Source organism: Bacteroides reticulotermitis JCM 10512, assembly GCF_000517545.1.
Classification (GTDB): domain Bacteria; phylum Bacteroidota; class Bacteroidia; order Bacteroidales; family Bacteroidaceae; genus Bacteroides; species Bacteroides reticulotermitis.
Window position 1 is genome coordinate 42,618 of sequence record NZ_BAIV01000033.1, and the last position, 19,003, is coordinate 61,620.

The following is a 19,003-nucleotide window of genomic DNA, read 5'->3' on the forward strand; positions in this document are numbered from 1 at the left end:
GTTACTTATTCCCTGATTTATAGTTAAACTAGTTGTTTTTTATTACTGATAAACTTCCTTTTTTTAAATAGAAAACTTATCTTTGTCAGAGAGTAATCTATAATTATAAGCTTCGGTCTTATAAATGCAACTTCCATTTTTATAAATGCAATCTTTATTTATAAAAACAAAAGCTTCATTTATGGTATGAAACGAATCAAAGGAACTTTGTTGTTAGGGGAAAAGAAGTTCTCTGCTAACGTACAAGGATTTGTTTATTAATACTTTAAAACAGAACAAGCATGGCAAAATACATCATGGAAGAGATGCCCGACTTACAGAAAACAGGCAAAAGAATTACGTATCCAAAGTTTGCACGGATAGACAACGTGCCCCTCAAAGAGTTAGCCAAACGAGTTAGCGACGTTAGCGGATTCAGTGCGGGAGACATCGAAGGCGTACTGCTTCAGACAGCTATTGAAATGGCGTATCTGATGGCGCAAGGAAGTTCGGTTAAAATAGACGGAATAGGAACATTTACGCCGTCACTTGCCCTATTTAGAGGTAAAGAACGTGAAGGAGCCGAAGAAGGAGCAACGCATCGCAATGCACAAAGCCTCGTTGTGGGCGGAGTCAACTTCCGAGCCGACCGGACACTGATCAGAAACGTCAATGAAAGATGTCGTTTGGAGCGAGCACCTTGGAAACGACAACGCTCCTCGCAGAAGTTCACACCGGAACAACGACTGGCATTGGCTTTAGAATTCCTCGACCATCATCCTTTCCTCACCGTTAGTGAATATCGCCGACTAACCGGCCTGCTTCAAACGGCCGCTACCAACGAACTGAAACAATGGGGCTATCAACCGGATTCGGGTATCGGAATTGCCGGAAGTGGGGTACATCGGGTATATATAAAAAAGAAGAAAACAGGCGAATAAGAGTCATTTTCGAATGAGAGATACGTAAAATAGTATGAGAGATCGCTCATTTAAAGCCCTTTTTGCCCTAATTTTTATGAGAGATACCCTTTTTTGAAAGTATCTCTCATTCGGTAATCTGTTGATTAATAGTTTTTTATTCTAAAATGATGAGAGCATGAGAGATGATTTTTTTTCTTTCATGTGGGAGGCGTGTTGTTTACGGAAATCTCCGACTTAAATGTTCCACTAACCAGGGAGGAAATGCGAAAGTTTTCCTAAAGAATGAGTTCCCATGTGATTTATTCGCCTAGCCTGTTATTAATAAAGATGAATGGAGTACACGCAATGGTGTATGTTTGTTTTTGAATAACGAGATATGTAAATATGATACATAAGGATATCAAAGAGCAATTTATGGATATGCTGGAGCAGCATATAGGAATCATCCTGAAGATATCAGGCGCATATGCGTATACACAAGAAGACCGAAAAGATCTGATGCAAGATATCATTCTCGAATTATGGAAATCTTTGAAACGCTACAATGGAAGTTGTAAAATGTCAACCTGGATATATCGCATATCTTTGAATATTTCGATGAACTATAAACGAAAGCAGAATAACACTTTTGTAATAGCATCGTTGAGCGATTTCAAAGAGAAGGAAATAGCTTCATGGATTGATAAGCAAAATGATCTATCAGAATTAGAGATATTATATAGTTGCATTAATGAGTTAAGTGAAATCAATAAAGCTATAATCTTACTTTATCTTGACGGTAATTCTCATGAGGAAATATCCGATATTACAGGTATTACTAAAACCAATATCGGAACTCGGATTAGCCGTATTAAGAGTGAATTGAGAAAAATGGCACATGCAAAAGAATAACAATTATGGAATTAACAGAATTAGAAAACATACTGAGAAGATGCGATGAAGCAATCACGGAAAATGTCCGTTTGAATAGAAATACTGTCAAAATCTTATTGACTAATAAGGCAGAAATGCGATTGAATAAGGAACGGATAAGAGCGCTGTTTTATATAGTCTCGCCATTTGTCCTTTGCTTAATAATAATGCTCACAGACATTCAATTCAATTTCACCACTACTTTTTACATCGGATTAGGTCTGTTTGTTCCCATATATTCCTTTTTATATATTTGGGAGGTAAGGTATGGAATATTACTCTGTAAAATCAACTTTACAGATCCGGTTCTGTCGATAAAAAAGCGTTTTGCTGAACTTGAAAAGACTAAGCTTCGCATGAATCGGATACGTTACATGGTTATGCCGATCATTATATTAGCTATATTATGCATGGTTTTGCCTAAAGCTTCGTTTACTACGGAATTTATCATCATGCTCCTGTTAATAGGTGGGGTCTTTGTCGGATCGATGTACTATACAAAATATTCTATTCGGGAACGATTCCATGCAATAAATAAAGAAATAGAGGAATTAGAATCCTTAGAAAAATAACCGCTAAGGATACTTTCGGAATACTTAAGGTCACAACAGTCTATTTGTCTTCAAATGTAGTCTCTTTTTAATCTCTATTATTTCGTCAAGGAGTCGTGTTTGAAGTTCATCTTTGGGTAGTAAAAAATGGTATTCAGCTATGCCTATTGGTTTGTTTACATCCTGTAAAGCCTAGATTTTATCTGCTCCAATGGGAGTTCCTTGTCAGTAAGCAATACATATGCTTCCAGATAATACTGCAACGCAGCATTGCAGTATTATAATTCACAAATAACGAGGCGACAATCCCAATTATGGGAACTTGGTTTTAAGTCAATAGATAACCTATTTTCTCAAGGAGTAGCTTGTGCTTATGATCCTAGCCATAACTCAATCTTGCTCATCCCGATTGATTAGCTCTTGTATCTTAGGAGGAATGCCATCCTCCCATTCATCACTTAATCCCAACCGTTCATATTCGTCCTGTGCGTTCTCCCAATCTTGAAGGTCTTGGGCCCATGAATAATCGTCTTCCATTGTTATCGATAATTTGATTGTTTTTTATTCTCATACGTTATCACTTCCAAATATAAAAAATATTTTTGGGTAATAATAGACAAGGAATGAATTATATCCGAACTTATTTGGTTGATCGGTTTGCTGGACTTAAATTTCTGTGCTGCCTATAAATAGAAATCACAGCTGTTTAATCAGCAGGTATTCAGTTCTCCCTATATCGTCCCGGTGTCATGCCTGTTTTCTGTTTGAAGTACTTCCCGAAAAACGATTGGTTTGGGAAATTCAATTCATAAGCAATCTCCTGAATGCTGAGGCTCGTTGAGTTTTTAGAACCTTTCCGCTGGACAGTAAGTTAGCGGAGTACAAAAAACTATTGATGGGGATATATTCAAGACCGTAATTTGTCCGCTTTATAGATAAATATTCTTTATATTTGCAGTCCAAAATCTTATAAATCAGAGAAAGAGTGATTTCAGTAGAAGGACTAACAGTAGAATTTAATGCGACGCCTCTTTTTGAGGATGTCGGTTATGTGATTAATAAAAAAGACCGGATAGCATTGGTCGGTAAGAACGGTGCGGGAAAGTCGACAATGCTTAAAATATTGGCCGGAATGCAAACCCCTACCAGAGGGGTCGTGGCCACCCCCAAGGATGTGACCATCGGCTACCTGCCGCAGGTAATGATCCTATCGGATAGCCGTACTGTGATGGAAGAGGCCGAATTAGCGTTCGAGCATATCTTTCGGCTTCAGGCGGATCTGGAACGAATGAATCAACAACTGGCCGAACGAACCGATTATGAATCGGAGGAGTATCACCAGTTGATCGATCGTTTCACACACGAGAACGACCGTTTCCTGATGATGGGCGGAACTAATTTTCAGGCGGAAATCGAACGTACCTGATGGGGCTTGGTTTCAGTCGGGCTGACTTCGAACGCTCTACTTCGGAGTTCTCCGGTGGTTGGCGTATGCGTATTGAATTGGCTAAACTCTTGCTTCGTCGACCCGATGTGTTGCTGCTTGATGAGCCGACTAACCATTTGGATATCGAGAGTATTCAATGGCTGGAAAACTTCTTATCCACCCGTGCCAATGCTGTGGTGCTGGTCAGTCATGACCGTGCTTTCCTGAACAACGTGACTACACGTACCATTGAAATAACCTGTGGACAGATTTACGACTATAAGGTGAAGTACGACGAATTTGTGGTGTTGCGTCAAGAACGTCGCGAACAACAATTACGTGCGTATGAGAATCAGCAGAAACAGATTGGAGATACCGAAGCGTTCATCGAACGTTTCCGCTACAAAGCCACCAAGGCTGTACAGGTGCAGAGCCGCATCAAGCAGTTGGAGAAGATTGAACGAATCGAGGTGGACGAAGAAGATAACTCAGCCTTGCGTTTGAAGTTTCCTCCGGCGAGCCGGAGTGGAAGCTATCCCGTGATTTGTGAAGATGTGCGTAAAGCGTACGGCAGCCACGTCGTATTCGACAATGTAACGCTGACCATCAACCGGGGCGAGAAAATCGCTTTCGTCGGTAAGAACGGTGAAGGTAAATCCACGCTTGTCAAATGCATCATGAGTGAGATCGACTACGATGGCAAACTTACCATCGGTCACAATGTGCAGATCGGTTATTTTGCTCAGAATCAGGCGCAGATGCTCGACGAGAATCTCACGGTGTTTGATACCATCGATCGGGTGGCTACCGGAGATATCCGGTTGAAGATACGCGACATTCTGGGAGCTTTCATGTTTGGTGGCGATGCGTCGGATAAAAAAGTGAAAGTACTCTCCGGTGGTGAGCGTACCCGCTTGGCTATGATTAAACTTTTGCTCGAACCGGTCAACTTCCTCATTCTCGATGAGCCGACAATCACTTGGATATGCGTTCGAAGGATGTATTGAAAGAAGCGATACGTGAATTTGACGGTACGGTTATTCTTGTTAGCCACGACCGTGATTTTCTCGACGGACTTGCGACTAAAGTTTATGAGTTTGGCGGAGGAGTAGTGAAAGAGCACTTAGGAGGTATTTACGACTTCCTGCAAAAGAAGCAGATCGAAAGCCTGAACGAACTTCAGAAAGGTGCGTCTCTCTCTTCGTCTCCCACCGAATCAGGGCGGAAAGAAGAGGCTTTGCCGGGAGTAGCTTCCGTTTCGGAAAACAAACTCTCTTACGAGGCTCAAAAAGAAATGAATCGGAAAATAAAGAAGTTTGAGCGACAAGTGAGCGATTGTGAAGATTCCATTGAAGAGACGGAGTCGGCTATCGCTATCTTGGAAGCTCGGATGGCTACCCCCGAAGGAGCTTCGGATGGAACTCTTTACGAGAAGCATCAGAAGCTAAAGGTCCAGTTGGATTCGATTGTCGAAGAGTGGGAGCGAGTTTCAATAGAACTGGAAGAAGTGAAAGAAACTTATAATAATAATTAGAATATGAGAATAGTAAAGTATTTACCAATTTTAGCAGTCTGCTTTATGGCAACAGGATGCAACAGCAAGAAAGACGCCGCGCTCGTGTCCGGCATCGATCTGGCTAATCTGGATACAACAGTTCGGGGAACTAGTTTTTATGAATATGCTTGTGGAGGATGGATCAAGAATCATCCGTTGACTGACGAGTATTCTCGTTACGGCTCTTTCGATATGCTAGCGGAAAATAATCAAAAACAGTTGCGCTCGTTAATCGAAGAGTTGGCAGCTAAAAAAGATAATGCCGCAGGAAGCGTTGCGCAAAAGGTCGGAGATCTGTACAATCTGGCTATGGATAGCGTGAAGTTGAATCAGGACGGTGCTACACCTATCAAAGCCGAATTGGAACAACTGGCTGCTATCAAGGATAAATCAGCCATCTACCCGGCGGTAGCGGAGCTATATAAGAAAGGTATACATCCTTTCTTGGGTATCTACGTGGGTGCTGACGATATGAACAGCTCGATGAATATTGTACACGCCTATCAGGGCGGTCTCGGTATGGGCGAACGCGATTATTATCTGGAGAATGACGATCATACGAAAGAGATTCGCGCCAAATATCAAGAGCATGTAGCTAAGATGTTCTTGCTGGCCGGCTTCGATGAGGCTGCGGCACAGAAAGCTGTAAAGGGAATCATGAACATCGAGAACAGACTCGCAAAAGCTTCCCGTACACAGGTTGCTTTGCGCGATCCTCATGCCAATTACAACAAGAAGAAAATAGAAGAACTGAAAGCTGAGTTTGCATCCTTCGATTGGGATGTATTCTTCAATACTGCGGGACTGAACAACCTCAAAGAAGTTAACGTTTCCCAACCTGAGTTCGTGAAAGAGGTTAGCGATATTATCAATACCGTTGCGTTGGACGATCAGATTGCTTATCTGCAATGGAATCTGATAGACAATGCGGCTTCCTTCCTGAGTGATGCCTTCGTTGCGCAGAACTTCGATTTCTACGGAAAGACCATGTCGGGCACACAAGAACAGAAACCTCGTTGGAAACGTGCGGTTAGCACAGTCGACGGTTCATTGGGCGAAGCTGTCGGACAGATGTATGTAGAGAAATATTTCCCGGCTGCTGCTAAAGAAAGAATGGTTGCTTTGGTGAAGAACTTGCAGACCTCCTTGGGCGAGCGTATTCAGAACTTGTCATGGATGAGCGATGCTACCAAAGTCAAAGCACAGGAGAAACTTGCTACATTCCATGTGAAGATCGGCTATCCCGACAAATGGAAAGACTATACCTCACTTGATATCCAAAAAGACTCGTATTGGGCAAACATTGAGCGCGCCAATCTTTGGGAGTATAAAGAGATGATAGCTAAAGTAGGAAAACCGGTTGATAAGGATGAATGGTTAATGACACCGCAGACGGTAAATGCCTATTACAATCCGACAACAAATGAAATCTGTTTCCCTGCCGGAATCCTTCAATATCCGTTCTTCGACATGAATGCCGACGATGCATTCAATTATGGAGCTATCGGTGTTGTTATCGGACATGAAATGACGCACGGATTTGATGATCAGGGACGTCAATATGACAAAGACGGTAACCTGAAAGACTGGTGGACGGAAGAAGATGCGAAGAAGTTTGAAGCACGTACTGCGGTTATGGCACATTTCTTCGATAGCATTCAGGTAGCACCCGGTGTTCATGCCAATGGAGAACTTACTTTGGGTGAGAATATTGCCGACCACGGTGGTTTGCAAGTCTCTTTCCAAGCCTTCAAGAAAGCTACGGCTGCTAAACCTTTGGCTGCGATCGACGGATTTACTCCGGAACAACGCTTCTTCCTTTCATATGCGAATGTGTGGGCTGGAAATATCCGTCCGGAAGAAATCCTGCGCCTGACTAAACTCGATCCTCACTCTTTGGGTAAATGGCGTGTGGACGGTGCTTTACCTCACATTGGTGCTTGGTATGAAGCCTTCCAGATAACTGATAAAGATCCGTTGTATCTTCCGGTAGAAAAACGTGTTTCTATCTGGTAATAGAAGAATACAAACTCTCTGTTGATATTTAAAGTACCGATACCTGTTAATCAGGATCGGTACTTTTTTTTATTAAATCACACCTTATTATTACGTACGATAAACAATATTTCGTAACTTTGCGCATCAAATTCATTAATAAGCAATTCAATGTCAGATTCTAAAAGAATAAAAACCGCGCTGGTATCGGTATATCATAAGGAAGGCTTGGAAGAGATAATTACCAAACTTCACGAAGAAGGGGTCGAATTTCTGTCTACAGGCGGAACTCGTCAGTTTATCGAATCGCTGGGATATTCCTGCAAAGCTGTTGAAGATTTGACGTCTTATCCCTCCATCTTGGGTGGCAGAGTGAAAACATTGCATCCGAAAGTGTTTGGGGGAATTCTTTGTCGCCGTGGTCTGGAACAAGATATTCAGCAGATTGAAAAATACGAAATTCCCGAGATCGACCTGGTTATTGTCGACCTTTATCCGTTTGAAGCAACCGTAGCTTCCGGAGCACCCGAAGCAGAAATCATCGAAAAAATAGATATAGGCGGGATTTCATTAATCCGCGCTGCTGCAAAGAACTACAATGATGTAATTATTGTAGCTTCTCAAACTCAATACAAACCCCTTTTGGATATGCTGATGGAGCATGGTGCTACCTCTTCATTGGAAGAACGTCGCTGGATGGCTAAAGAAGCTTTCGCCGTCTCTTCTCACTATGATTCGGCTATCTTCAATTACTTCGATGCCAATGAAGGATCGGCTTTCCGTTGTTCGGAGAACGATCAGAAGGCACTTCGTTACGGAGAGAATCCACATCAGAAGGGTTATTTTTACGGCAATCTGGATACCATATTCGATCAGATTCATGGGAAAGAGATTTCTTACAACAACCTGTTGGATATCAATGCGGCTGTTGATCTGATTGATGAGTTTGAAGATGTTACATTTGCGATTCTCAAGCATAACAATGCTTGCGGACTGGCTTCTCGTCCAACTGCGCTTCAAGCATGGAAAGATGCTTTGGCGGGTGATCCGGTTTCGGCTTTCGGTGGTGTGTTGATTACCAATGCGGTGATTGACAAAGAGACTGCGGAGGAAATTAATAAGATATTCTTCGAAGTCGTGATTGCACCGGATTACGATGTGGATGCACTTGAGATTCTGGGACAAAAGAAGAGCCGTATCATTCTGGTACGCAAAGAGCATAAATTGCCTAAAAAACAGTTTCGTTCGCTACTGAATGGAGTACTGGTACAAGAAAAAGATTTGAATATTGAAACAACTGCTGACTTGAAAACGGTAACGGATAAAACGCCTACACCGGAAGAAGTGGAAGATATGTTGTTTGCCAATAAGATTGTAAAAAACAGTAAATCGAACGCGATCGTGTTGGCAAAAGGAAAACAATTGCTGGCTAGTGGCGTGGGACAAACTTCACGTGTAGACGCATTGAAGCAGGCTATCGAAAAGGCTAAGTCGTTTGGCTTTAGTTTAGAAGGTGCTGTGATGGCTTCAGATGCATTTTTCCCTTTTCCCGATTGTGTAGAGATAGCAGATAAGGAAGGAGTTTCTGCTGTAATTCAACCGGGTGGGTCTGTGAAGGATCAACTAACATTCGATTATTGCAATGAGCACGGAGTAGCATGGTGACTACAGGTATTCGTCATTTTAAACATTAAAAAATAGAATTAAAAAAAATGGGATTATTCTCTTTTACACAAGAAATAGCAATGGACTTGGGGACAGCCAATACAATCATTATCACAAATGGTAAGATTGTAGTGGATGAGCCTTCGGTAGTCGCATTGGATCGACGTACGGATAAGATGATCGCAGTGGGGGAAAAAGCAAAGATGATGCATGAGAAGACCCACGAGAACATACGTACCATCCGCCCGTTGAGAGATGGAGTGATTGCCGATTTCTATGCTTGCGAGCAGATGATGCGTGGGTTGATTAAGCGAGTGAATACGCGGAATCACCTTTTCTCGCCATCGCTTCGTATGGTGATCGGTGTACCGTCGGGAAGTACGGAGGTTGAACTTCGTGCGGTTCGCGACTCTGCCGAACATGCTGGCGGACGTGATGTCTACTTGATATTCGAGCCGATGGCTGCTGCAATTGGTATCGGAATCGATGTGGAAGTCCCTGAAGGCAACATGATTGTTGATATAGGTGGTGGTTCTACTGAAATTGCCGTAATCTCGTTGGGTGGTATTGTTTCCAACAACTCCATTCGCATTGCCGGTGATGATCTGACTGCCGATATTCAGGAATATATGAGTCGTCAGCACAACGTGAAGATTAGTGAACGTATGGCCGAACGTATTAAGATCAACGTAGGAGCAGCTTTAACCGAACTTGGTGAAGATGCACCGGAAGATTATATTGTTCATGGTCCGAATCGTATCACAGCTCTTCCGATGGAAGTACCTGTATGCTATCAGGAAGTAGCTCACTGTTTGGAAAAATCGATTTCAAAGATTGAAACAGCTATCTTGAGTGCATTGGAAAAGACACCTCCCGAGTTATATGCCGATATTGTACATAACGGTATTTACCTTGCCGGTGGTGGAGCATTGCTTCGTGGTTTGGATAAGAGACTGACGGATAAGATAAATATACCTTTCCACATTGCCGAAGATCCTCTTCATGCTGTGGCTAAAGGTACAGGCGTGGCACTAAAGAATGTAGACCGCTTCTCATTCTTAATGAGATAGGCTAACGATGAGGAATTTAATAAACTTCCTACTGAAATACAATTACTGGTTCCTCTTCATTTTGTTAGAGGTAGCCAGTTTTGTTTTGTTATTTCGATTTAACCGCTACCAGCAGAGTGCTTTTTTTACCTCTGCCAATGCGGTTACAGGAGCCGTTTATGAAGTTTCCGGAGGGATTTCCTCCTATTTTCATTTGAAGTCGGTCAACGAAGACTTGCTGGATCGCAACATGCTTTTAGAACAACAGATCAGTAATCTGGAGAAAGCATTGTTGGATCACCAGACCGATTCGATAACGATTAATAGTGTTAAGGAACTGCCACTGACCGACTATCGGTTGTTTAAGGCACGTGTGATTAAAAATAGCCTGAATCAGGCGGACAACTACATCACGCTCAATAAAGGGGCATCTTCCGGCATTCGTCCGGAGATGGGAGTAGTCGATGGAAATGGGATTGTGGGAATTGTATATCAAACATCACCTTCGTATTCCGTGGTTATTTCGGTTTTAAATAGCAAGTCTAGCATCAGTTGCAAGATCATAGGAAGTGATTACTTCGGCTATTTGAAATGGGAGCATGGGGATTCCCAATATGCTTACTTGAGAGATTTACCGCGGCACGCTCAGTTTAACTTAGGTGATACAGTTGTAACGAGTGGATATTCCACTGTTTTTCCGGAAGGGATTATGATCGGTACCGTGGATAATATGTCCGATTCGCACGATGGGCTTTCTTATTTATTGAAAATCAAGTTGGCTACCGATTTTGGGAAAATTAGCGATGTACGGGTAATTGAACGCACCGGCCAGCAGGAACAACAGGAACTTGAAAAAAGAAGTATGCAGCAATGATTTTTACCTATATACATAGAATCGGTTGGTTTATTGGCTTAGTATTACTTCAGGTACTTATCCTGAATAATATTCATATCGGTGGATATGCTACGCCTTTTCTCTACATCTATTTTATACTTAAACTCGATTCAGGTATTTCCAGGCACGAATTGATGTTATGGGCTTTCTTTTTGGGGCTTGCTGTCGACATCTTTTCGGATACCCCCGGAATGAATGCGGCGGCCTCCGTTCTGATCGCTTTTATCCGTCCCTCTATATTGCGTTTGTTCAGTCCCAGAGATAACTTAGACAATCTGATTCCGTCATTCAAAACATTGGGAATTTCTCCCTTGCTGAAATATATGACTGTCGGTGTTTTGGTACACTGTCTGACCTTGCTCACTATTGAGTTCTTCTCATTTTCCAGCATTTGGCTTTTATTACTAAGGGTGGTTACCTGCACGCTTTTGACTATAACCTGCATAATGGCAATTGAAGGGATCCGGAGATAGGACATGGCAAAAGATTATATATTAGAGAAAAGAAAACTTGTAATAGGTGGGGTTGCGGCGGCTATTGTATTGATTTATATGATAAGGCTCTTTGCGTTGCAGATCTCGACGGACGACTACAAGAAGAATGCGGATAGTAATGCTTTCCTGAACAAGATACAGTACCCTTCCCGTGGGGCGATTTATGATCGTAACGGAAAATTGTTGGTGTTCAATCAGCCGGCCTATGATATAACTGTCGTACCAAAAGAAATAGAGAATCTGGATACCCTCGATCTTTGTGGCTCGTTAAAAATCAGCCGGGCTCAGTTCTTGAAATTTATGAGTGATATGCAAGACCGACGTCGTAATCCGGGATATTCCCGCTATACGAATCAGCCTTTCATGTCCCAGCTTTCGGCCGAAGAATGCGGCGTATTTCAAGAGAAACTTTTCAAGTTCCGGGGCTTCTATATCCAGCGCCGTACCATTCGTCAATACAGTTATAATGCAGCTGCCCACGCTTTAGGTGATATCGGAGAAGTTACGATGAAGGATATCGAGACAGATGATTATTACATCCGGGGTGATTATATAGGCAAGCTAGGCGTAGAGCGGTCGTACGAGACTGAACTGCGTGGAGAAAAAGGAATCGAAATTCTACTAAGGGATGCCCATGGACGTATTCAAGGCCGCTATATGGATGGGAAATATGACCGTCCTTCCGTTCCGGGAAAGAACTTGAAGTTGGGGATGGATATTGATCTTCAGATGCTGGGTGAACGGTTGCTCAAAAATAAAATCGGTAGTATTGTAGCCATTGAACCTGAAACAGGCGATATACTCTGCCTAGTGTCATCACCGAACTATGACCCACATTTAATGATCGGACGTCAACGCGGGAAAAACCATTTGATGTTGCAGCGAGATAATCAGAAGCCGCTCCTCAATCGTGCATTGATGGGCGTTTATCCTCCGGGATCAACCTTCAAGACAGCTCAGGCGTTGACTTTCCTCCAAGAAGGAATCGTTGATTCTCATGCAACCTCTTTCCCCTGTTCGCGAGGTTTTCATTACGGACGCTTGACTGTAGGATGTCACCCGCATGGTGCGCCACTCTCTTTAATTCCGGCCATTTCCACTTCGTGCAACTCTTACTTCTGTTGGGGGTTGTTCCGTATGTTTGGCGACCGGAAGTACGGCTCGTCACAAAATGCCATCACGGTGTGGAAAGATCACATGGTGTCGCAAGGATTCGGCTACAAACTCGGTGTGGACTTACCGGGAGAGAAACGAGGACTGATTCCGAATGCACAATTTTATGATAAAGCTTACCGCGGACGCTGGAACGGGTTGACGGTAATCAGTATCTCAATCGGACAGGGGGAAATATTATCTACTCCGCTGCAAATAGCCAATCTGGGAGCTACTATTGCCAATCGCGGTTATTTTATGACTCCACACATTGTGAAAGAGGTCGAACATGGAAAGCTCGATAGTTTGTTTAGCTCTCCCAGATATACCTCTATCGATAAGAAGTATTACGAAGATGTGGTAGAAGGTATGCGTGCTTCGGCCACCGGAGGTACCTGCCGTACCTTATCTTTGATGGTACCTGGGCTGGAATCTTGTGGTAAGACGGGGACAGCACAGAACCGGGGACACGACCACTCCGTCTTTATGGGATTTGCGCCCATGAAAAATCCAAAGATCGCCATTGCAGTATACGTAGAGAATGGGGGTTGGGGAGCTACTTACGGAGTACCTATCGGCGCACTGATCATGGATCAGTATTTGAATGGAAAGCTATCTCCTGAAAATGAGGTTAGAGCGGAAGAAATCAGTAATAAAGTCATATTGTATGGAGACGAGGAGCGATAGTCTGTGGAAATCACTGGATTGGTTTACGATTGGCATCTATCTGCTATTGATTGTAGGTGGGTGGTTCAGCGTTTGCGGTGCCAGTTATGATTACGGCGAACCCGACTTCCTGGATTTCTCCACCCGTGCGGGAAAGCAGTTTGTATGGATAATCTGTTCGTTTGGTCTGGGCTTTGTCTTATTGATGCTGGAAGATCGGATGTATGATATGTTTGCGTACATTATCTATATCGGCATGATCGCCTTGCTGCTTGTGACTATCTTTATTGCTCCGGATACCAAAGGTTCCCGTTCCTGGCTGGTGATGGGCCCTGTCAGTTTACAACCTGCGGAGTTTGCCAAGTTTGCCACGGCATTGGCTTTGGCTAAGTATATGAACTCTTACTCATTCAATATCAAGAAAGAGAAGTGTGCACTTATCCTAGTCTTTCTGATTTTGCTTCCTATGCTGATGATTGTCGGTCAGCGCGAAACCGGTTCGGCATTGGTATATCTGGCTTTTTTCTTGGTGCTTTACCGGGAAGGGATGCCTGGCGTGGTGCTATTCTCGGGCGTTTGCGCCGTGGTCTATTTTGTACTCGGAATCCGTTACGATCAGGTATTTATAGCTGATACACCAACTCCAATTGGCGAATTTGTTGTCCTACTGTTGATCTTGCTGTTTGCCGGTGGAATGGTGTGGGTGTTTCGAAAGAAATGGGTGCCGACAAGAAACATCATCGGTGGCAGTCTGGGCGTTTTGCTTATTGCCTATCTGCTGTCGGAATATGTTATACCATTCAATCTAGTATGGGTGCAATGGGGGCTTATTTTGTTGGTAGTTTCTTATCTGATCTACTTGTCTTTGAGTGATCGGCAACGTTCCTATCTGCTTATCGGACTCTTTGCGCTAGGCTCTGTCGGCTTTCTATACTCCAGTGATTATGTCTTTGACAATATTCTCGAGCCGCATCAGCAGGTACGTATTAAGGTTGTTCTGGGCTTGGAGGAAGACCTTACCGGAGCGGGATATAATGTGAACCAGTCCAAGATTGCAATTGGATCGGGTGGACTAACCGGCAAAGGCTTTTTGAATGGTACACAGACAAAACTAAAGTATGTACCCGAGCAGGATACCGATTTTATATTCTGTACGGTAGGCGAGGAGCAAGGCTTTGTTGGGTCTGCTGCTGTCCTGTTGGCATTTCTTATACTGATTTTGCGACTTATTGTTTTGGCTGAGCGTCAGCCTACTGCCTTCGGAAGAGTATATGGATACTCTGTGCTGAGTATTTTCTTATTTCACCTCTTTATTAATATAGGCATGGTGCTGGGGTTGACCCCGGTGATTGGAATACCCTTGCCGTTCTTTAGCTATGGAGGCTCCTCATTGTGGGGGTTCACCATTCTGCTGTTTATCTTTCTGCGAATTGATGCCGGCCGGAGTAGGCGGTTGTAGGGTCTTATCTGTCAATTCGTATACCTACATCATTCAGGCCACTTAGCCGGAAGTCTTTCATGCCGTGAGCAACTTTAATTGTGCGCTTGCCCGTGTGAGAAACGATAACCGAGCGGATAGGCACGGTTGATTGATGTAAACTTCCCCATTCATTGCCTTTCCAACGACCGGCTTTATCGGTTAGTGCTATTTCGATCGTGTCGGTTTCCCAAATCAGGGAATCGCGTAAGTTTTGACTGACAAATAGGTATAAGTCTTGATAGGGATAGCTGTTCTGATTGCGTACCTCGGCGAAGAGATTCAATAGAGTAGGTACGCTATCATTCAACATAACCTGAAAAAAGAGAGTATCACTCTTTCCCCATCCCGTTTGGGATAGGGATTGATAAGAGTGATACACCGTATTCTTTTCGATACATGCTGTCGAGAAGCAGATGCAAAACAGATAAAACAGACTATTCTTTAGTAGGCTTCTCATGATTTGAAGGCTTCTCTGGTTGGCTTCTCTCAGGGCGGGAAGGACGTTCGGGGTTATTTGGGCGCCTCTGGTTTTGGGGACGCTCTTGCTGTGTACCTTTTTCCGGACGCTTGTTTTCGTCGTTGCGGCCTTGGTTCTGTCCTCTGTTCCGATTGTTATTATTTCTCGGACGATTATCTCTTTCGCCTCGATTATTGCCATTTTCTGCAGGTTGTGCCGATCGGTTATCTCTTTCCGGACGTGGATTGTCGTTTTCCGTAGGTTGGATTGGTCGATTATTGCCGGCAACCTGTGGTTGCGGCCGGTTATTGCCTTTCTTCTTTTTCCGGTTTCGCCCGTTGTTCGGATTTTCTCCACCTGCCTCTTTTCGGCGGCGGTCAAATCGGGTTAGGCTTTCCTGTTCGACTAGATCGACCGGTACCTTAACTTCTTGTTTCCGCTCTACTTCGAGCAGCGTATCGGGCTTCATGCCTTTTCGATTCATCGAAATAATTTCGAATGCTTTCCGGCTACTTATTGTTACCAGATTTGCAGGGAAGTTCTTATCGGTTGAGTAAGATATCTGATTGCTCAGAATATCGGCTTTGAAGAAATAGAATGTACCGTCTTTGGTTTCCAATTCAATCTCTCGCGAAGGCAGACGTTTTTGAGCTTCCACATAACAATCCACCTCATAATTCAGGCAGCATTTTAGTTTGGCGCACTGTCCGGCCAACTTTTGCGGATTAAGCGAAATATCCTGGTAGCGGGCAGCACTGGTTGATACGGATACAAAGCTCGTCATCCAGGTAGCGCAACAGAGTTCGCGGCCGCAAGGACCGATTCCACCGATGCGTCCCGCTTCCTGACGGGCACCGATCTGTTTCATTTCAATGCGCACACGGAAAGCTTCAGCCAATACCTTAATCAGTTGACGGAAGTCTACACGTTCGTCGGCAATATAATAAAAGATTGCCTTATTACCATCGCCCTGATATTCAACATCGCCAATCTTCATGTCCAGATTGAGGTTAACCGCAATCTGTCTGGCGCGAATCATCGTTGCGTGCTCTTTATCCTTGGCTTCGTTGAACTTCTCCATGTCAACCGGTTTGGCTTTCCGGTAGATTCTTTTGATTTCAACTTCCGTTTTGAAGTTAGCTTTCTTCATTTGTAGCGGTACCAGACGTCCGGTCAGTGTTACCGTTCCGATGTCATGGCCGGGAGTTGATTCTACAGCTACTATGTCGCCAGTCTCCAACTTAATTTTATTACTGTTCCGGTAGTATCCTTTACGCGTGTTTTTAAATTGCACCTCTACCATGTCATGCTCTTCAGCATTTCCGGGGATATCTGCCAGCCAGTCGTACGTATTCAGTTTTTTATCTTGCCGGGAACATCCTTTGCAGCAAAGACTGCCCCCTCCGTTATGAAGTTTATATTCCATAGATTATATATTTATTGCTTTAACAGTACAATCATCTTCAATGAAAAGTCGAAGAATACCATTTTAGCATTTACATTTTGTTCAATATGTTGTTGGGCTTCACTGAGTTCGTCCATGAGTCCCATAATGTTGCGCTCATTGATGAATGGAGCAAAGCGAGTTGCGAAATTTTGTTCACCTATCGTCATATAGGTAAGTTCTTTCCGGTGTAGGTTATAGATAAAATTCTCTCGTATCATCGTTGGCAATATCCCAGGAAGTTCTTTTGTTTCTCTCGTCCCATGCTGGCTACTTGATCGCTCCAGAGTTTCATTTCTCTAATTTTGCGTTGGTAGGAAAGGCGCATCAGGCTGACAAATAAGTCAAAGAACAACTGATTTTCTTCGTTCAGGTGAATTGCTTCGAGTGCTTTGATAAAGTTACCGTTTGCAAGATGAGCTATTGATAAGCTATCCGCTTGCAAGGTGCCATAGCGCGATTGCAGTGTCTCAGCAATGCAGGCTTCATCAATCTTGCGTATGTTGATTCGCTGGGTACGACTCAAGATTGTAGGGAGAATCATCTCCGGAACCTCTGAGACTAAGAGGAAGACTGTTTTCTTCGGTGGTTCTTCCAGTAACTTCAAAAGCTTGTTGGCGCATACCGGATGCATCTTTTCCGGAAGCCAGATAATTGAAATCTTATAACCTCCTTCACTCGATTTCAGACTTAGCTTTTTCGTGATTTCATCACTTTCCTTGGCATAGATTATTGCCTGAGAGTTCTCCGCCTCTATTTCGTTCAACCAATGATTCAGATTGAAATAGGGATTGTTTAGTACCAGTTGACGCCACTCGACTATATAGTCATCACAGAGTTCTCGTTTTCTCTTAGCGTTTTTTACAATAGGGAAAGCAAAGTGCAAGTCCGGGTGAACCAATTTATTGTATTTCACGCATGACGGACATACTCCGCAGGCATCAGTTTGTCCCGGATTGGAACAGCTAATGTAGCGAGCGTAGGCTAAAGCTAATGGAAATGCTCCCACTCCCTCAGACCCACATAATAATTGGGCGTGTGGAATACGGCCTTCGCTCACTTCCTGAATTAGGCGGTCTTTAATAGCTTGCTGTCCGATTACGTCTTTAAAAAACACGATGATTGTTTAGAGGTTTATATATTAGTAAATTACTTTGGCTACTTCTTTGATGCTGTCAACGGCTCCGATTGAGTAGAAATGGATACTGGGTACTCCGTGTGCCATTAATTCCTTGCACTGATTGGTGCACCATTCGATACCAACTTGCTCGGCATCCTCATCATTTTTGCATTTTAGAGCTTCCTGAACCAAGTCTTCCGGCAAATCTACTTTAAATGTTTTGGGAATCATACTCAGCTGCGATAGTTTTTTGAATGGCTTTACACCTGGGATGATTGGAATCTGAATACCGGCGGCTTTCGCACGTTCCACGAATTCAAAATACTTCTTATTATCATAGAACATCTGGGTTACGGCATACTCCGCTCCGGCTTCTACTTTCTTTTTCAGCCAATAGATGTCAGAATCCATGTTAGGAGCCTCTTCGTGCTTTTCCGGATAGCAGGCCACTCCACATGAAAAAGGAGTGCTGGTAACCTTCATCTCCGAGCCATCTACAAAAACTCCTTTATTGAATTTATTGATTTGTTCTTGCAATTCTATAGCGTGATGGTATCCATCTCCTTCGGGAGTGAATACTGTTTCATGCTTAGCTTTGTCGCCACGCAGAACCAGCAGTTCGGTGATATTCAAAAACTGCAAGTCTAGCAGAACGTACTCGGTCTCTTCGCGAGTGAATCCGCTGCATAAAATGTGTGGGACAATTGTTATGTTGTATTTGTTTTGGATAGCAGCGGCAACGGCAACTGTTCCCGGACGCCTTCTCAAACGGTTCTTTTGATATAAACCGTTACCAAGGTCTTTGTACACGTATTCACTACGGTGCGTGGTAATGTTGATGTATTTCGGATCAAACTCACGAAGCGTGTCGATGGTTTGATATAGCTTTTCGATACCTGTTCCCTTAAGTGGGGGAAGAATCTCGAAAGAAAAAGCTGTTTTTTCGTTACTGTGTATTAAATCAATTACTCTCATTCTTTTTCGTTGATCTTTCTTATTAAATATGCATATTGGGACAAAAATACGAAAAAAGAAAGATTTCTTCTTGATTTAACTGAAAATAGTTTGGAATTAGCTTAAGTATCCGTGAGGAAGGACTTTCTTGCGCTCAATTCGGTTGCCTCACTGCGGATGTAGCACTTGCAGCAGTCGCTTGTTACTTTGCTCATTGTATGTTTGCGCATGGCTTGTTCCTATCGGATTGATATCGTTTGTAGAAAGACCTAGACGTTTGAAAAAA

At 43.3% G+C, this 19,003-nt stretch carries 13 protein-coding genes and 4 pseudogenes; 11 read left to right on the top strand and 6 right to left on the bottom strand.

Annotated features, from left to right (window positions below):
* Positions 1–281 precede the first annotated feature (281 nt).
* From JCM10512_RS17520 to JCM10512_RS17530, 3 genes are all read left to right on the top strand, one after another.
* Positions 282–920, top strand: coding sequence for an HU family DNA-binding protein (locus JCM10512_RS17520; protein ID WP_044164977.1), 639 nt, complete (start codon positions 282–284; stop codon positions 918–920).
* A 366-nt stretch (positions 921–1,286) separates the two neighbouring features.
* A complete protein-coding gene (locus JCM10512_RS17525; RefSeq protein WP_044164982.1) occupies positions 1,287–1,793 on the top strand; it encodes an RNA polymerase sigma factor in 507 nt (168 codons plus the stop codon).
* Between the two features lie 5 nt (positions 1,794–1,798).
* A complete protein-coding gene (locus JCM10512_RS17530) occupies positions 1,799–2,386 on the top strand; it encodes a hypothetical protein (protein ID WP_044164984.1) in 588 nt (195 codons plus the stop codon).
* Between the two features lie 369 nt (positions 2,387–2,755).
* Here JCM10512_RS17530 and JCM10512_RS22830 read toward each other — a convergent pair whose 3' ends face one another.
* Together JCM10512_RS22830 and JCM10512_RS22135 are read right to left on the bottom strand one after the other, a co-directional pair.
* On the bottom strand, positions 2,756–2,902 hold the full coding sequence (locus JCM10512_RS22830) for a hypothetical protein (RefSeq protein ID WP_158332236.1): 147 nt from the start codon (positions 2,900–2,902) through the stop codon (positions 2,756–2,758).
* A 184-nt stretch (positions 2,903–3,086) separates the two neighbouring features.
* Positions 3,087–3,206 (bottom strand): annotated as a pseudogene (locus JCM10512_RS22135) (helix-turn-helix domain-containing protein); the annotation flags it as partial.
* A 144-nt stretch (positions 3,207–3,350) separates the two neighbouring features.
* On the opposite strand from JCM10512_RS22135, the pseudogene JCM10512_RS24735 reads away from it, so the two are divergent.
* The 8 genes and pseudogenes from JCM10512_RS24735 (at position 3,351) to rodA (ending at position 14,721) form a co-directional block, all read left to right on the top strand.
* Positions 3,351–5,325: pseudogene (locus JCM10512_RS24735) on the top strand (ABC-F family ATP-binding cassette domain-containing protein).
* A 3-nt stretch (positions 5,326–5,328) separates the two neighbouring features.
* Positions 5,329–7,362, top strand: coding sequence for a M13 family metallopeptidase (locus JCM10512_RS17540; RefSeq protein ID WP_044164986.1), 2,034 nt, complete (start codon positions 5,329–5,331; stop codon positions 7,360–7,362).
* 150 nt (positions 7,363–7,512) lie between these two features.
* Positions 7,513–9,035 (top strand): annotated as a pseudogene (gene purH / locus JCM10512_RS17545) (bifunctional phosphoribosylaminoimidazolecarboxamide formyltransferase/IMP cyclohydrolase).
* Positions 9,036–9,053: 18 nt separating this feature from the next.
* Entirely contained in the window at positions 9,054–10,076 is a 1,023-nt protein-coding gene (locus tag JCM10512_RS17550; RefSeq protein ID WP_044164987.1) for a rod shape-determining protein, read from the top strand.
* A 7-nt stretch (positions 10,077–10,083) separates the two neighbouring features.
* Entirely contained in the window at positions 10,084–10,929 is an 846-nt protein-coding gene (mreC, locus tag JCM10512_RS17555; RefSeq protein ID WP_044164988.1) for a rod shape-determining protein MreC, read from the top strand.
* Positions 10,926–11,423 carry a rod shape-determining protein MreD gene (gene mreD, locus JCM10512_RS17560; RefSeq protein ID WP_044164990.1) on the top strand — a complete coding sequence of 166 codons (498 nt, stop codon included), beginning with the start codon at positions 10,926–10,928 and terminating at the stop codon, positions 11,421–11,423. The genes mreC and mreD overlap by 4 nt, the downstream gene beginning before the upstream one ends.
* Before the next feature lie 3 nt (positions 11,424–11,426).
* Complete coding sequence (locus JCM10512_RS17565) at positions 11,427–13,283, top strand: penicillin-binding transpeptidase domain-containing protein (RefSeq protein WP_044164991.1); 1,857 nt, start codon at positions 11,427–11,429, stop codon at positions 13,281–13,283.
* Complete coding sequence (rodA, locus tag JCM10512_RS17570; protein ID WP_044164992.1) at positions 13,264–14,721, top strand: rod shape-determining protein RodA; 1,458 nt, start codon at positions 13,264–13,266, stop codon at positions 14,719–14,721. Before JCM10512_RS17565 ends, rodA begins: the two co-directional genes overlap by 20 nt.
* Before the next feature lie 4 nt (positions 14,722–14,725).
* Here rodA and gldH read toward each other — a convergent pair whose 3' ends face one another.
* The 4 genes and pseudogenes from gldH to metF all read right to left on the bottom strand — a co-directional run bounded on the left by gldH (position 14,726) and on the right by metF (position 18,738).
* Positions 14,726–15,199: a gliding motility lipoprotein GldH gene (gene gldH, locus JCM10512_RS17575; protein WP_044164993.1), complete on the bottom strand. Its 474-nt coding sequence runs from the start codon at positions 15,197–15,199 to the stop codon at positions 14,726–14,728.
* Positions 15,177–16,625, bottom strand: coding sequence for a PSP1 domain-containing protein (locus JCM10512_RS17580; RefSeq protein ID WP_044164994.1), 1,449 nt, complete (start codon positions 16,623–16,625; stop codon positions 15,177–15,179). The genes gldH and JCM10512_RS17580 overlap by 23 nt, the downstream gene beginning before the upstream one ends.
* Before the next feature lie 11 nt (positions 16,626–16,636).
* Positions 16,637–17,760: pseudogene (locus tag JCM10512_RS17585) on the bottom strand (DNA polymerase III subunit).
* A gap of 24 nt (positions 17,761–17,784) precedes the next feature.
* Entirely contained in the window at positions 17,785–18,738 is a 954-nt protein-coding gene (gene metF, locus JCM10512_RS17590) for a methylenetetrahydrofolate reductase [NAD(P)H] (protein WP_044164996.1), read from the bottom strand.
* Between the last annotated feature and the right edge of the window lie 265 nt (positions 18,739–19,003).

Excerpts from the sequence above, each read along its gene's own strand:
- JCM10512_RS17520 (WP_044164977.1), top strand. The coding sequence starts at position 282 with ATGGCAAAATACATCATGGAAGAGATGCCCGACTTACAGAAAACAGGC.
- JCM10512_RS17525 (WP_044164982.1), top strand. The coding sequence starts at position 1,287 with ATGATACATAAGGATATCAAAGAGCAATTTATGGATATGCTGGAGCAG.
- JCM10512_RS17530 (WP_044164984.1), top strand. The coding sequence starts at position 1,799 with ATGGAATTAACAGAATTAGAAAACATACTGAGAAGATGCGATGAAGCA.
- JCM10512_RS22830 (WP_158332236.1), bottom strand. The coding sequence starts at position 2,902 with ATGGAAGACGATTATTCATGGGCCCAAGACCTTCAAGATTGGGAGAAC.
- JCM10512_RS17540 (WP_044164986.1), top strand. The coding sequence starts at position 5,329 with ATGAGAATAGTAAAGTATTTACCAATTTTAGCAGTCTGCTTTATGGCA.
- JCM10512_RS17550 (WP_044164987.1), top strand. The coding sequence starts at position 9,054 with ATGGGATTATTCTCTTTTACACAAGAAATAGCAATGGACTTGGGGACA.
- mreC (WP_044164988.1), top strand. The coding sequence starts at position 10,084 with ATGAGGAATTTAATAAACTTCCTACTGAAATACAATTACTGGTTCCTC.
- mreD (WP_044164990.1), top strand. The coding sequence starts at position 10,926 with ATGATTTTTACCTATATACATAGAATCGGTTGGTTTATTGGCTTAGTA.
- JCM10512_RS17565 (WP_044164991.1), top strand. The coding sequence starts at position 11,427 with ATGGCAAAAGATTATATATTAGAGAAAAGAAAACTTGTAATAGGTGGG.
- rodA (WP_044164992.1), top strand. The coding sequence starts at position 13,264 with ATGGAGACGAGGAGCGATAGTCTGTGGAAATCACTGGATTGGTTTACG.
- gldH (WP_044164993.1), bottom strand. The coding sequence starts at position 15,199 with ATGAGAAGCCTACTAAAGAATAGTCTGTTTTATCTGTTTTGCATCTGC.
- JCM10512_RS17580 (WP_044164994.1), bottom strand. The coding sequence starts at position 16,625 with ATGGAATATAAACTTCATAACGGAGGGGGCAGTCTTTGCTGCAAAGGA.
- metF (WP_044164996.1), bottom strand. The coding sequence starts at position 18,738 with ATGAGAGTAATTGATTTAATACACAGTAACGAAAAAACAGCTTTTTCT.